This is a genomic window from Parashewanella sp. 2210YD4-3 (assembly GCF_056591735.1).
In genome coordinates, this window is the sequence record NZ_JBWQOG010000002.1 from 142,336 (window position 1) to 156,360 (window position 14,025).

The 14,025-nt window shown below is 43.4% G+C and carries 12 protein-coding genes and 2 tRNA genes; 2 read left to right on the forward strand and 12 right to left on the reverse strand.

Annotated elements, in window-relative coordinates; translation table 11 throughout:
- Positions 1-150: 150 nt before the first annotated feature.
- The 7 genes from infB to tpiA form a co-directional block, all read right to left on the reverse strand.
- Positions 151-2,826 carry a translation initiation factor IF-2 gene (gene infB, locus AC1EU0_RS03885; RefSeq protein WP_480300620.1) on the reverse strand — a complete coding sequence of 892 codons (2,676 nt, stop codon included), beginning with the start codon at positions 2,824-2,826 and terminating at the stop codon, positions 151-153.
- A gap of 26 nt (positions 2,827-2,852) precedes the next feature.
- Positions 2,853-4,358, reverse strand: coding sequence for a transcription termination factor NusA (gene nusA, locus AC1EU0_RS03890; RefSeq protein ID WP_480300621.1), 1,506 nt, complete (start codon positions 4,356-4,358; stop codon positions 2,853-2,855).
- A gap of 27 nt (positions 4,359-4,385) precedes the next feature.
- The gene (gene rimP / locus AC1EU0_RS03895; RefSeq protein ID WP_480300949.1) at positions 4,386-4,841 is read right to left on the reverse strand and encodes a ribosome maturation factor RimP; all 456 of its coding nucleotides are present in this window, start codon (positions 4,839-4,841) and stop codon (positions 4,386-4,388) included.
- Positions 4,842-5,009: 168 nt separating this feature from the next.
- Positions 5,010-5,086: transfer RNA gene (locus AC1EU0_RS03900), tRNA-Met, on the reverse strand.
- A 118-nt stretch (positions 5,087-5,204) separates the two neighbouring features.
- Positions 5,205-5,290 (reverse strand) — tRNA-Leu (locus tag AC1EU0_RS03905).
- 10 nt (positions 5,291-5,300) lie between these two features.
- On the reverse strand, positions 5,301-5,654 hold the full coding sequence (secG, locus tag AC1EU0_RS03910; protein ID WP_480300622.1) for a preprotein translocase subunit SecG: 354 nt from the start codon (positions 5,652-5,654) through the stop codon (positions 5,301-5,303).
- Positions 5,654-6,436, reverse strand: coding sequence for a triose-phosphate isomerase (tpiA, locus tag AC1EU0_RS03915; RefSeq protein ID WP_480300623.1), 783 nt, complete (start codon positions 6,434-6,436; stop codon positions 5,654-5,656). The genes secG and tpiA overlap by 1 nt, the downstream gene beginning before the upstream one ends.
- 191 nt (positions 6,437-6,627) lie before the next feature.
- Between tpiA and AC1EU0_RS03920 the strand changes: the two genes are divergently transcribed.
- The gene (locus AC1EU0_RS03920; protein WP_480300624.1) at positions 6,628-7,170 is read left to right on the forward strand and encodes a peroxiredoxin family protein; all 543 of its coding nucleotides are present in this window, start codon (positions 6,628-6,630) and stop codon (positions 7,168-7,170) included.
- A gap of 44 nt (positions 7,171-7,214) precedes the next feature.
- On the opposite strand, the gene folP is transcribed toward AC1EU0_RS03920, so the two are convergent.
- Genes folP through rlmE form a run of 3 tightly spaced genes read right to left on the reverse strand, consistent with a single transcriptional unit; the run spans position 7,215 to position 10,745 of the window.
- Positions 7,215-8,039 (reverse strand): dihydropteroate synthase, encoded by an 825-nt coding sequence (folP, locus tag AC1EU0_RS03925; RefSeq protein WP_480300625.1) that lies wholly within the window; start codon positions 8,037-8,039, stop codon positions 7,215-7,217.
- Between the two features lie 58 nt (positions 8,040-8,097).
- Complete coding sequence (ftsH, locus tag AC1EU0_RS03930) at positions 8,098-10,068, reverse strand: ATP-dependent zinc metalloprotease FtsH (RefSeq protein ID WP_480300626.1); 1,971 nt, start codon at positions 10,066-10,068, stop codon at positions 8,098-8,100.
- 47 nt (positions 10,069-10,115) lie between these two features.
- Entirely contained in the window at positions 10,116-10,745 is a 630-nt protein-coding gene (rlmE, locus tag AC1EU0_RS03935; protein WP_121840009.1) for a 23S rRNA (uridine(2552)-2'-O)-methyltransferase RlmE, read from the reverse strand.
- 112 nt (positions 10,746-10,857) lie between these two features.
- Between rlmE and yhbY the strand changes: the two genes are divergently transcribed.
- Positions 10,858-11,157: a ribosome assembly RNA-binding protein YhbY gene (gene yhbY / locus AC1EU0_RS03940; protein WP_480300627.1), complete on the forward strand. Its 300-nt coding sequence runs from the start codon at positions 10,858-10,860 to the stop codon at positions 11,155-11,157.
- A 72-nt stretch (positions 11,158-11,229) separates the two neighbouring features.
- Here yhbY and secF read toward each other — a convergent pair whose 3' ends face one another.
- Positions 11,230-12,135 carry a protein translocase subunit SecF gene (secF, locus tag AC1EU0_RS03945; protein WP_480300628.1) on the reverse strand — a complete coding sequence of 302 codons (906 nt, stop codon included), beginning with the start codon at positions 12,133-12,135 and terminating at the stop codon, positions 11,230-11,232.
- A 2-nt stretch (positions 12,136-12,137) separates the two neighbouring features.
- Positions 12,138-13,949, reverse strand: a complete 1,812-nt coding sequence (secD, locus tag AC1EU0_RS03950) for a protein translocase subunit SecD (protein WP_480300629.1) — start codon at positions 13,947-13,949, stop codon at positions 12,138-12,140.
- Between the last annotated feature and the right edge of the window lie 76 nt (positions 13,950-14,025).

Genomic DNA, 14,025 nt, shown 5'->3' on the forward strand with positions numbered 1-14,025 from the left:
TACCTTCATTGAGATTTGTTAGCACGAATACGCAGCTTTAATGGTTCACTTGGAATTAAAGCCTTTTTATTCCTATCGATTCAGGAAGGACAGTTTGCTTTCAAAGCTCTTAACTAAAAGGGCGGCTAATGCCGCCCTTGTGATTCGATATTAAAGTGTTCTTTTCACTTCGACGGTTTCGAAAACCTCGATTTGATCGCCCACTTTAACGTCGTTGTAGTTCTTAACGCCGATACCACATTCCATGCCGTTACGAACGTCTTGTACGTCGTCTTTAAAGCGACGTAGTGATTCAAGTTCACCTTCGTAGATAACTACGTTTTCACGAAGTACACGGATTGGAGCGCTACGCTTAATAGTACCTTCGGTAACCATACAACCGGCAATTGCGCCAAGTTTAGGTGACTTAAATACATCACGTACTTCTGCAAGACCGATGATTTCTTGTTTGAATTCAGGCGCAAGCATACCGCTCATCGCTGCTTTCACTTCATCAATCAAGTTATAGATAACGCTGTAGTAACGTAGGTCAACGCTTTCCGCTTCGATTGTCTTACGAGCTTGTGCATCAGCACGAACGTTAAAGCCAACCATAATTGCGTTAGACGCTGCAGCTAGAGTCGCATCAGTCTCAGTTAATGCACCAACACCACGACCGATGATGTTCACTTTAACTTCATCAGTAGACAGCTTCGTTAGTGAGTCTGCAATCGCTTCTAGAGAACCTTGAACGTCCGCTTTTAGGATGATGTTAAGTTCAGAGACTTCACCTTCCGTCATGTTAGCAAACATGTTTTCAAGTTTCGCTTTTTGCTGACGAGCAAGCTTAACGTCACGGAACTTACCTTGACGGTAAAGTGCTACTTCACGAGCTTTACGCTCATCTTTAACAACAGTCGCTTCATCACCTGCTTTTGGTACACCAGAAAGACCTAAAATCTCTACTGGAATAGATGGACCTGCTTCAGTAATCGCCTTACCATTCTCGTCCTTCATCGCACGGATTTTACCGTACTCAAGACCACATAGAACGATATCGCCTTGCTTCAAGGTACCTTCTTGTACTAGAACAGTTGCAACTGGACCACGGCCTTTATCAAGCTTAGATTCAATAACCACACCAGCAGCCATACCTTCACGAACAGCAGTAAGCTCAAGTACTTCTGATTGAAGCAGGATACCTTCAAGAAGCTCATCGATGCCTGTACCCGCTTTAGCTGAAACGTGAACAAACATGTGCTCTCCGCCCCAATCTTCTGGCACTACGCTATGTTGCGACAGTTCGTTCTTAACACGATCTGGATCCGCTTCTGGCTTATCAATCTTGTTTACAGCGATAATTAACGGTACGCCCGCTGCTTTCGCATGTTGAATTGCTTCGATGGTTTGCGGCATAACACCGTCATCAGCAGCAACAACTAGCACTACGATATCGGTTGCTTTCGCACCGCGAGCACGCATTGAAGTAAACGCGGCGTGACCTGGAGTATCTAGGAAAGTGATCATACCGTTGTCGGTTTCAACGTGGTATGCACCAATGTGCTGGGTAATACCACCCGCTTCACCTGATGCCACTTTCGCGCGACGAATGTAGTCAAGTAGCGAGGTTTTACCATGGTCAACGTGGCCCATGATAGTAACAACTGGCGCACGAGGCTCTACCGTTTCATCTTCACCACGATCGGCAAGTACTTGATGTTCTAGCTCGTTTTCACGAGTTAGAATTACTTTGTGACCCATTTCTTCAGCTACCATTTGCGCTGTTTCTTGGTCAAGCACTTGGTTGATGGTAACCATTGAGCCCATTTTCATCATTTGCTTGATGATTTCAGTAGCTTTAATTGCCATCTTCTGTGCAAGCTCTGCTACAGAAATGGTTTCACCGATTTTAACGTCGCGGTTTACCGCTGCTGCTGGCTTGTTAAAGCCATGCGCCATAGATTCTGGTGCTGCCGCTGCTCCGCGCTTGTTATTGCGTCTGTCGTTACGGTTATCACGCTTGTTGCCGCCTTTCGCTTTCTTGTTGCGACGACGACCACGACGTTCTTCTTCCATATCAGACTTATCTTCAGCAGCACGGGCTACTTGAGAAGTCGTAATATGGTGATCTGATTTACTTTCCGCTTCTTTACGTTTGCGCTCTTCTTCTTCCCAACGCTTAGCATTTTCTTCAGCAAGTTTACGTGCTTTTTCAGCCGCTTGAGCTTCTTCTTCAAGTTGCTTCTTACGTGCAGCTTCTTCTTGAGCCGTTTTTAGACGCTCTTCTTCTTTTCTAGCTTCTTCAGCTTCTTTAGAATCGATCTTAGGTTCCTCAGCGCCTTTTGCTTCTGCTGCCGCTTTAGCTTTCGCTTCTTTCTCTGCTTTCGCTTTGGCGTCAGCTTCGGCTTTGGCCTTAGCTGCTTCGTCTGCTTTAACTTTGGCTTCTGCGTCAGCTTTCGCCTTCGCTTCAGCTTCTGCCTTAGCTTGCGCTTCTGCTTCCGCTTTAGCTTTCGCTTCTTCTTCAGCTAATTTAGCCATTTCAGCAGGATCTCGCTTAACAAAAGTACGCTTTTTGCGAACTTCAACTTGGACGTCTTTTGACTTACCCGTGCTGCCTGATACGCTTAGCGTTGATTTCTGCTTACGTTGTAGCGTCATGGTTTGTGGTTTTTCATCACCACCATGTTGCTTCTTCAAATGCTCCAATAACTGAGCTTTTTCGTCTTCAGTTACTTTGTCATTTTTCGATTTTTTCATACCAGCTTGTGCGAATTGTTCGATCAGACGATCAACATTGTTATCACTACGCACTTCTGCGGCTAGTTTTTCTACTGTAGTTTCTGCCATCAGTTATACTCCCCCTGTTGATCGACTTATGCTTCTTCATCGCCAAACCAACAGATGTTACGGGCAGCCATGATTAGCTCACCAGCACGTTCTTCTGTTAATTCTTCAATTTCGATCAAATCATCTACGCCTTGTTCGGCTAAATCTTCTAACGTCACGACACCTTTACTTGCTAGAACAAAGGCTAGGTGTCTTTCTAATCCTTCTAGTGCTAACAAGTCTTCACTTGGTTCTGCACCATCTAAGGCTTCTTCTGAGGCTAATGCTAATGTGGCAATCGCTGATTTAGCGCGCTCACGCAGTGCCTCGACGATGTCTTCGTCTAATCCGTCAATTTCAAGTAACTCTGAAACTGGAACGTAGGCTACTTCTTCCAGTGAGGTAAAGCCTTCTTCCGCAAGTAACTGAGCAAAATCTTCGTCAAGATCCAAAGAGTTTACAAACAGATCAACAATCTTAGCGCTTTCTGCTTGATGCTTCTCTGTCATGTCAGCTACTGTCATTACGTTCAGTTCCCAACCGGTAAGTTGAGTTGCTAAACGTACGTTTTGTCCGTTGCGGCCAATCGCTTGCGCTAGGCTGCTTTCTTCTACCGCGATATCCATTGAGTGGTTATCTTCGTCAACAATGATAGAAGCTACGTCAGCTGGCGCCATCGCATTGATCACGTATTGTGCAGGATTATCATCCCATAACACCACGTCAATACGCTCACCATTTAGCTCATCAGTCACGGCTGATACACGCGCACCACGCATACCCACACAAGCACCGATTGGGTCGATACGTCTGTCATTTGATTTAACAGCGATTTTAGCGCGAGAGCCTGGATCACGAGCTGCACCCATGATTTCAATCATTTCATCTTGAATTTCTGGTACTTCAACACGGAATAGCTCAATCAGCATGTCCGGCTTGGTACGAGTCAAGAATAACTGTGCGCCGCGCGCTTCAGGGCGAACTGAGTAAAGTAATGAACGAACACGATCACCAGGGCGGAAGGTTTCACGGCCAATGATGTCGTCTTTAAACAATACGCCGTCAGCGTTGTTGCCTAAATCAATCACTACTGTGTCACGGTTGCTCTTTTTAACCAAACCAGTGATTAGCTCGCCTTCTTTATCAGCAAATTGCTCAACCACTTGTGCGCGTTCAGCTTCACGTACTTTTTGTACAATGACCTGTTTTGCAGTTTGTGTGGTGATACGGTCGAATTTAATCGAGTCGATTTGATCTTCAATGTAGTCACCTACTTGAAGTTCAGCATCATCATACTGTGCTGCTTCCAAAGTGATTTCGCGGAATGGATTTTCCAGTAATTCACCATCTTCAGGTTGAACGACCATCCAACGACGGAAAGTATCGTATTCACCTGTTTTGCGATCAATCGCAACACGAACGTCGATATCACCTTCGTATTTTTTCTTGGTTGCTGTTGCTAGTGCAAACTCTAGCGCTTCAAAAATCTTCTCACGAGGAACCGCTTTCTCATTCGAAACCGCCTCCGCAACAAGTAGAATCTCTTTATTCATAGTCTTGCCTCGTTCACCTTGAAACCATCAAAACTTCGCTATTAAATTGCCTTTACGGATATTATCCAAAGCAATTAGCGTGTCATTGCCATCAACATCAAGCGAAAGCATTTGTCCTTCTACTTTTGTTACGGCGCCTTTCAATTTACGACTGCCATTAACTGGCATGTTCAGTAATAATTTTACTTCTTCACCAAGGTACGCAGCGTATTGCTCTGCGCTAAACAAAGGTCTATCTACACCTGGTGAAGATACCTCTAAGGTATATTCGTTGCTAATGGGATCTTCTACATCCATTACAGCACTTATCTGACGGCTGGCTTCCACGCAGTCATCAATTGATACACCATTGTCACTGTCGATATAAACACGAACGGTGGAATGTTTACCTGCCTGAACATGATCGATGCCCCACAAGCGGTATCCCAACGCTTCAACCGGAGCAGTGAGCATGTCTGCCAGTTTGGATTCTAATCTCGCCAAAACGACCCCCAGAAAAACAAAAAAAGGGCTGAACAGCCCCATTGCACCTTTACTCTGAGTAAAGTATTTTGCAGAGTCCATATAACAAAAAACCCCGTAAGATACGAGGTCTAATACAATGAACCTGTGACACTATTATGAATGCTTACGTCATTCAAAATAGGGAGCTGGTTGCGGGGGCCGGATTTGAACCGACGACCTTCGGGTTATGAGCCCGACGAGCTACCAAGCTGCTCCACCCCGCGTCAACTGCGGCAAGTATAGTGATTATCACCTTTACTTGCAATAACTAAGTTGAATTTGTTCATGATTCCGCTTAGTTATTTATCAGTAAAATTAATCTTAGTTTAATTTTACTGAATTTGGTGCCGAAGGCGGGACTTGAACCCGCACGTCCATAGGACACCACCCCCTCAAGATGGCGTGTCTACCAATTCCACCACTTCGGCAAATTCTTTCTTAGTCTGGAATTTTACTTTCAGACTTTTCTTCTTTTTTGGCATCAGTCTTTGCTGGTGCAGCTGGTTGTTCAGTTGCAGTCGCTGGAGCAGAAAGGTTGTTCCAAGACTCATCTTGCTTAGTGTGATTAGCACTCATGCGGCCAATCGTTAAGCTTAAGATGAAAAAGCCAATTGCCAAAATCGCGGTTCCACGAGTTAAGGCATTACCTGCACCACTTGAACCAAATAAGGTTCCTGATGCGCCAGCGCCAAAAGATGCCCCCATATCGGCACCTTTACCTTGTTGAATTAAAATCAATCCAATTAAGGCTATGGCCACTAATAAATAAACTACTAATAATACTTCGTACATTATGAACTCATCGCTATGCTACACAGGCTCAAAAATTCGGTAGAGTTCAAACTTGCCCCGCCAATTAACCCACCATCTACATCTGGCTGAGAAAATAAATCTGCGGCGTTACTTGGGGTAACACTACCACCATATAATATTCTTATCTTTTCACCAATAAATGGTGAAACTTCTGACAGACGACTGCGGATAAACGCATGTACTTCTTGCGCCTGCTCTGGCGTTGCACTTTTGCCAGTTCCTACCGCCCATAAAGGCTCATAGGCAATAATCGCATTATCAAAAGCTAATGTTCCGTTTTTCTCGATAACTACATCAAGCTCTTCTGCAATCACTTCAAAGGTACGTCTTGCTTCACGTGCTGGGCCTGATTCCCCAACACACAAGATTGGAGTCAATCCAGCTTTTTGAGCTGCCGCAAATTTATCTGCCACAATCGTACTGGTTTCACCATACATGCGACGACGTTCAGAGTGACCAACAATCACATACTGACAACCAGCATCATTCAACATTTTAGCCGACACTTCACCCGTGTAAGCACCAAAATCATGCTGACTGACGTTTTGAGCGCCCATTCTAACCAACGCACCGTTTAGCTGCGCCTTGTTAGCTTCAAGTTGCTGCCTTACACTTTCAATGTAAATGCTTGGTGGACATAACACCACTTCTGCGGAATCATTTTCTAGCTTCGCGGTAAACTTTTTGAAGAGTTCCTTGGCTAGCTCAGCGCTACCATTCATCTTCCAGTTTCCGGCGATCATAGGACGTCTCAGTGCCATTATCGTCTCCTTTAAAGCGGGCTGAATAATAACGAACACATGAATAACTTACAATACCCGCTTATGGATTTTTTATCCATCGTAGTGGGATTGCATAGTTTTTAAGCCAAAACTAAGATAAGTTATTAAACTTTATTATCCTTTAGCCCGTAATACGTTACCTTACTGGTTGGATCACAACAGGAATAATCATGCTCAAACTTCACTCAAAACTGATGGCAATTCTGCCAGCTTTATCTCTCGCATTAATGAGTTTTTCTAGCCAAGCCACTGACTTAAAAGTTGGCGATATGGCACCTAACTTTAATCTTCAAGCCACCAACGGAAAGTACTATCAATTAAGTGACTATAAAGGCAAACAAGCGGTCGTTTTAGCTTGGTATCCAAAAGCCAACACTCATGGTTGTACTATTGAGTGTAAATCTTTAACTGAAGATGGACATTTGATCCGTGAGTTTAACGTCAGTTATATGATGGCAAGCGTTGATGAATTATTGGATAACAAAAAATTTGCTGAAGAACAAAAAGCCGATTTCCCAATGCTTAGCGATCCAACTAAAAAAGCAGCTAAGGCTTATGATGTACTCAATTGGATGGGCGTAGCTAGTCGTGTGACGTTTGTGATTGGCAAAGATGGCAAAATTTTATACATCAATGAAAAAGTAAAGCCTGCAACAGCGGCCCAAGATATTGCAAATACGTTGAAAAAATTAGGTATTGAAAAGGCTAAATAATTCTTGCCTAATAAGGGGAGTAAGCTTTCACTCCCCTTATTTTTCTAGGCAATTGCTTCGATAACATTCAATACATCAGCCGTTTCTGCCACATCATGCACACGAATAATATGAGCACCTTGCTGCGCTGAAATCATTGCTCCCGCTAAGCTACCAGCTAAACGCTCTTCAACCTCTCTATCAAGTAAATGCTTAAACATGCTTTTTCTTGATAAACCAATCAATACTGGTAAGTCAAAACGATGAAACGCTTTTTGGCGTTTTAGAATTGTGAGATTGTGATCCAGTGTTTTTCCAAAGCCAAATCCTGGATCGAGTATAATGTGCTCACGCTTTATTCCAGCATTAATACAAGCCTTTATCCTTTCCTCAAAAAACGCTGCTATATCTTCAATCACATCTTGATATTCTGGAGCTGCTTGCATGGTTCTTGGCGTACCTTGCATATGCATTAAGCAAACGGGTACATCAAGACTAGCCGCAACTTCTAATGCGCCCGGCGCTTGCAGTGCTCGAACATCATTAATCAAATGTGCGCCTGCCTCGACGGCCTTTTTCATCACTTCAGGCTTGCTAGTATCGATTGATATCCATGCATCTTTTTTACTGACATGCTCTATCACTGGGATCACTCGCGCAAGTTCTTCTTCTAAAGAAACCTCTGGGGCACCGGGACGAGTCGACTCACCACCAATATCAATAATTTTGGCACCTTGCTCGATCATTTCATCCGCATGCTGACAGGCCGTTTCATATGTATTGAATTGACCACCGTCTGAAAACGAATCTGGTGTGGCATTGAGAATACCCATGATCACAGGCCTAGCTAAATCGAGGGTTTTATTTTTGCTCTTTAGTGTGTAATTCATACTTGGTTCCTATAAAGCAAAAAGCCCCTAATTAGGGGCTTTTTCAAGATTAATGCGTTTACTTAGCTGGATTGCCTTCAGCATCATCAACTTTAGGTTCAGGTTTGGTTTCAGTATCTACGTCCACTTTTTCTTCTTTAGCTTCGGTTTCTACTTTTGAACCAGTGTCGTCGCCTTTATCAGTATCTGAGCTGTCTTCTTGCCAATCTTCAGGAGCACGTACTTCACGGCGGTTCATCAGATCATCAATTTGATCTGCACCAATGGTTTCGTACTTCATCAATGCATCTTTCATTGAATGAAGAATGTCTTCATTTTCTTTAAGTAACTGCTCTGCACGAACATAGTTACCATCAATGATAACTTTCACTTCTGAGTCAATGATAGATTGAGTCTCATCAGACATATGGCTTGATTTCGCCATGCTACGACCTAAGAATACTTCGCCTTCTTCTTCTGCGTATAGAAGCGGGCCAAGTTTTTCAGAGAAGCCCCATTGAGTCACCATGTTACGAGCAATTTGAGTCGCATATTTGATGTCTTGTGAAGCACCCGTCGATACTTTTTCAGCACCGTAAATCATTTCTTCCGCTAGACGGCCACCGTAAGCTACAGAAATTTGGCTCTCAAGCTTTTGGCGGCTTTGGCTAATAGCATCGGCTTCTGGTAAGAAGAACGTGACACCTAAAGCACGACCGCGAGGAATGATAGTTACCTTGTGAACAGGATCATGATCAGGCACTAAACAGCCAACAATCGCGTGACCCGCTTCATGATAAGCCGTCATTTCTTTTTCTTCTTCAGACATCACCATAGAGCGACGTTCTGCGCCCATCATGATCTTGTCTTTCGCTTTCTCAAACTCATCCATACCAACGCTTCGCTTGTTTGAACGGGCTGCAAATAGTGCGGCTTCGTTAACAAGGTTGGCAAGATCTGCACCTGAGAAACCAGGCGTACCACGCGCGATAATGCTGGCTTTAATATTGTCAGCAAGTGGAACTTTACGCATGTGAACTTTAAGAATTTGTTCACGACCTTTCACATCAGGCAAGCCTACAACCACTTGACGGTCAAAACGACCTGGACGAAGTAATGCTTGGTCCAATACGTCAGGGCGGTTAGTTGCAGCGATAACGATAATACCTTCGTTACCCTCAAAGCCATCCATCTCAACCAGCATTTGGTTCAAAGTTTGCTCACGCTCATCATGACCACCACCAAGACCTGCACCACGTTGGCGACCTACAGCATCGATTTCGTCGATAAAGATAATGCATGGTGCTGATTTTTTAGCTTGCTCGAACATATCACGAACACGCGAAGCACCCACCCCCACGAACATTTCAACAAAATCAGAACCAGAAATTGTGAAAAATGGTACTTTTGATTCACCCGCAATGGCTTTAGCTAAGAGGGTTTTACCAGTACCAGGAGGGCCTACCATCAATACGCCAGTAGGAATACGGCCACCTAACTTTTGGAACTTGGTTGGGTCTTTTAGGTAATCTACCAATTCAGTCACTTCTTCTTTGGCTTCGTCACAACCTGCTACGTCAGCAAACGTAGTGTTGATTTGGTCTTCACTCATGAGCTTAGCTTTGCTCTTACCAAATGACATAGCACCTTTACCGCCACCGCCTTGCATTTGACGCATGAAGAAGATCCAAACACCAATCAGCAGGATCATTGGGAACCAAGAAATAAAGATTTGAGTGAGGAAACTGGTTTGTTCGGCTTGTTCACCCTTAATTTTTACGCCTTTTGCAATCAGATCATTGATAAGATCTTTGTCATACATTGGCATAATTGTGGTGAATTTCTCACCTGAGCGAGTCTGACCGGTAATGGTTCTCTGATCACTTTTAATTTCAACTTCTGGAACGTTGCGTTTCTCAACATTTTGTACAAATGTCGTATAGTCCATCTTCTGACTCGAAGAAGAAGAAGGAGAATATCCCTGAAATATGGTCATCAGCACCACGGCAATGACGACCCAGAGAATTAAATTTTTAGCCATATCACTCAAGTTATTCGACCTCAAAGGTGATTTTTTAAAATTTAACGATTAGGTTACTACAACTTGTAACCCGTCGCCACTATATAGACCTCACGAGATCGTGCTCGTGATGAATCAGGTTTGCGGGTTTTAACCACTTTAAATGCTTGTCTAACAGCTTTCATATATTCATCAAAGCCTTCCCCTTGGAATACTTTAACAGCAAAGCTACCATTCGGGGCTAAAACTTGATGGCACATATCTAATGCTAGCTCAACTAAGTACATTGCACGAGGTTGATCTACCACTCCAGCACCACTCATGTTTGGCGCCATATCGGAGAGTACAACATCCACTTTATCACTGCCAACACGATTTAATAGTGCATCTAATACTGCATCCTCACGGAAATCACCTTGCAGAAAATCTACTCCAACGATGGGATCCATTGGTAAAATATCACAAGCAATCACTTTTCCTGATTCACCTGTCAATTTCACCGCGACTTGAGACCAACCTCCGGGTGCTGCACCTAAATCTACGACAGTCATGCCTTTTTTGATCAAATTGTCTTTGTTCTGCAACTCTTCTAATTTGAATGCTGCTCGTGAGCGCAAGCCTCTTTTTTGCGCCTCTTTGACATAATGATCATCAAAGTGTTCTTGCATCCACCTTGTGGAACTTGCGCTTCTTTTTTTCGCTGTCATCAATAAACCACAACAAATAGGTATAATATGAATGGTATATAAGGGTAGAATAACGGGTTTTCAATAGAAATTTTGTAACTTTGGTTGTCTAACCAAAAAAGAAGTAGGTTATATGAACTTAACTACCAAACAAAAACAGTACCTTAAAGGCTTAGCTCATGACTTGAAGCCTGTTGTACTTCTTGGTGCTAATGGTTTAACTGAAGGTGTTTTAGCCGAAATCGACAATGCGCTTGAGCATCACGAATTGATTAAGGTAAAAGTACCATCAACGGACCGTGAAATGAAAGCGGCCGTGATTGACGCAATCGTTCGTGAAACAAAGGCTGTAAAACTACAACAAATTGGTCACATCGTAGTGCTTTTCCGTCAATCAGAAGAAAAGAAAGTCGCAATACCTAAAGCGCGTTAATTTATCGCTTTAATCATTTATAAAAAAGCCGCTCGATATTTAGCGGCTTTTTTTATGGCAAAAATACATCGATTATGGATGATCAGAAATAACTTTTGGTTTGTAATGCTCTGGCTTTAATCCTAAATACTCTGGTAAGGACGTACCTACCGAAATTGAAGACCAAGTACCTGTTAGTACTCCGATAAACATAGCTATCGAAAACCCTCTAAGCGCATCGCCTCCCATGATCCACAATGCTACAATCGTCATCAATGTGGTACCAGATGTCACCATGGTTCTTGAGAATGTTGCTCCAACAGCGTCATTGTTTAGCTGCGTGATATTGCCCTTGGGTTTGGCAACTAAGAGTTCTCTGATCCTATCAGCAATAATGATGGAGTCATTTAATGAATAACCCAATATCGCCAAAATTGCCGCTAATACAGTCAGATTAAACTCCATTTGGCTAAGAGCAAAAAATGCCAACACGAATACAACGTCATGAGCTAAAGCAAACAAGGCTCCTGAAGCTAATCGCCATTCAAACCGGAAACTTAAATAACCAAGGATGCACAATACAGAAATAAGTAATGCTAAGCCTCCTTGGTTAGCTAATTCAGCACCAACTTGTGGACCAACAATACTGGTATTAAGTACATCGACCTCTTTGCTGATAGGTGTTAAGACCTGCTTTAAATCTGGATGGTCTTTAGCATTGGCAGGTACCTCACTGTATCGCAGTACCCAGCGCCCCGGTTCACTCGCAGAGATGACTTCTACCTTTTGATGGTACGCATTATTCAACACTGGGTGCATTTGATCAGGGGTAACATTCTTGTCAATTTGAACTTCAGACACGACGCCACCAGTGAAGTCTAAGCCCCAGTTAAGGCCATTCATTGCAATAACGGTTATCGAAGCTATCATTGCAACTACGGAAATCACGCTGGTCATGTAACGTAAACGTGTCGCGTGTTTTTTAATAAATTCTCTCATCTTTACACCCTCACTTCGCGACTAGTATCACGTCCATATACCAAATTGATTATGGCTCTTGAGGCAAAAATGCCGGTATACATACTGGTGATCAAACCCAAACCTAAGGTCAATGCAAACCCTTGTATTGGCCCATTACCTATAGCGTATAGCACCACTGCAGTGATTAAAGTTGTGAAGTTGGCATCAAAAATAGTCGAAAATGCACTGTCAAAGCCTGTGTCGATAGCACCTGCAAAGCTGCGCCCTTCCTTCATTTTATCCCTGATCCGTTCAAAGATAAGCACGTTAGTGTCAACAGCCATACCGACAGTAAGCACTAACCCAGCGATACCAGGGAGTGTTAATACAGCCCCAGGCAATAGCGAGATCAAGCCAAATAAGATGATCATATTGCAGATAAGTGCAATATTTGCCACCCAGCCCAGACGACGATACCAGAGAGCCATGAATACCAAGGTAACACCAAGACCAAGTGCTAAGGCCTTAATACCATTATCGATATTTTCTGCACCTAAGCTTGGACCAATAGTTCGCTCTTCCACTATGGTGACTGGAGCAGTCATAGAACCTGCTCTCAATAACAAAGCTAACTGTTGGGCTTCTTGCATTGTGCCTACCCCAGTGATTTCAAAGCGAGAACCAAGCTGGCTTTGGATGGTAGCAATACTGATAATATGAGTATTCTTTTTAGCTTTACCATTATCACCACGACTATATTCACTAAAAGACGTCGCCATTGGCTTACCAATATTGTCACGAGAAAAATGTGACATTAACGTGCCACCCGCACCATCTAAGGTGATATTCACTTTTGCCAACCCTATTTTGCTAACCGCAGCTCGCGCATCAACAATATGGTCACCACCAAGAACTGGTCGACGCGCGACATAAACAGGACGACCATTCTGATTTGGGATCATCTGCGCATTAACATCACCTTGCTCTTTCACGCCATAGAAAGCCAAACTTGCTGTCGCGCCGATGACTTTTTTAGCCGATGCAGGATCTTGCACACCAGGTAACTCAATACGAATGCGGTGATCACCCTGACGCTGCACAAGCGCCTCGGTGATCCCTAACTGCTCAATACGGCTTCGCATAATTTGTAGGTTTTGCTGCACCGTCATATTACGTAAATTAACTTTCTCTTTATCTTTCAAAAATAAACGAATCCCACCATCGGTACTTGCCACCTGCCATGTAGGTTCTGTTGTTGAGATAAATTTACGTATAGCCGTAAGCGCCTCATCTGATGAACTCAGAGCTTTGACTTGCTCACCCTGACCTTGATGAAAACTAACCCCACGAACATGCTTTTCTCTCAAAGCTTGGCGCAGCTCATCGATAATTTGCGCACCGTGAGCGTGATACACAACGTCCACATCGACATCAAGTAAGAATTGCACCCCGCCACGCAGGTCTAAGCCTAGCTTTATCGGTGAAAATCCGGCTTCCAGCAACCAGTTAGGTGCGGCTGGTGATAATGCCAAGGTAACGGCTTCAGGGTGTTTTAATTGTTTGGCCAATAAATCTTTAGCATCGGTTTGCTGCTGTTGGCTTTTTAATACAACGACACGTCCTTTGGCATTATCGTCTATACGTTTAGGGATAATGCCTGCGCCTTTTAAAATTTGCTGGGTTTGCTGTAATGACATTTCATCAACCGCTTTTTTACCCAATTGCACCGCACCATCTTCGCCATACCATGACGGAATTGAACTTAATAGCATCACCAATACTGATGCAATAAAAACGATATACTTCCAGCGCGCTGTATAATTCAGCGTCTTACCTGTTCGAGCATTTCTCATGTTTACTCTCTTTCAATTCTATATGTCGATCACCGACTCATTGAGGTGACCGCTCAATTAATAATAGTTAAATATT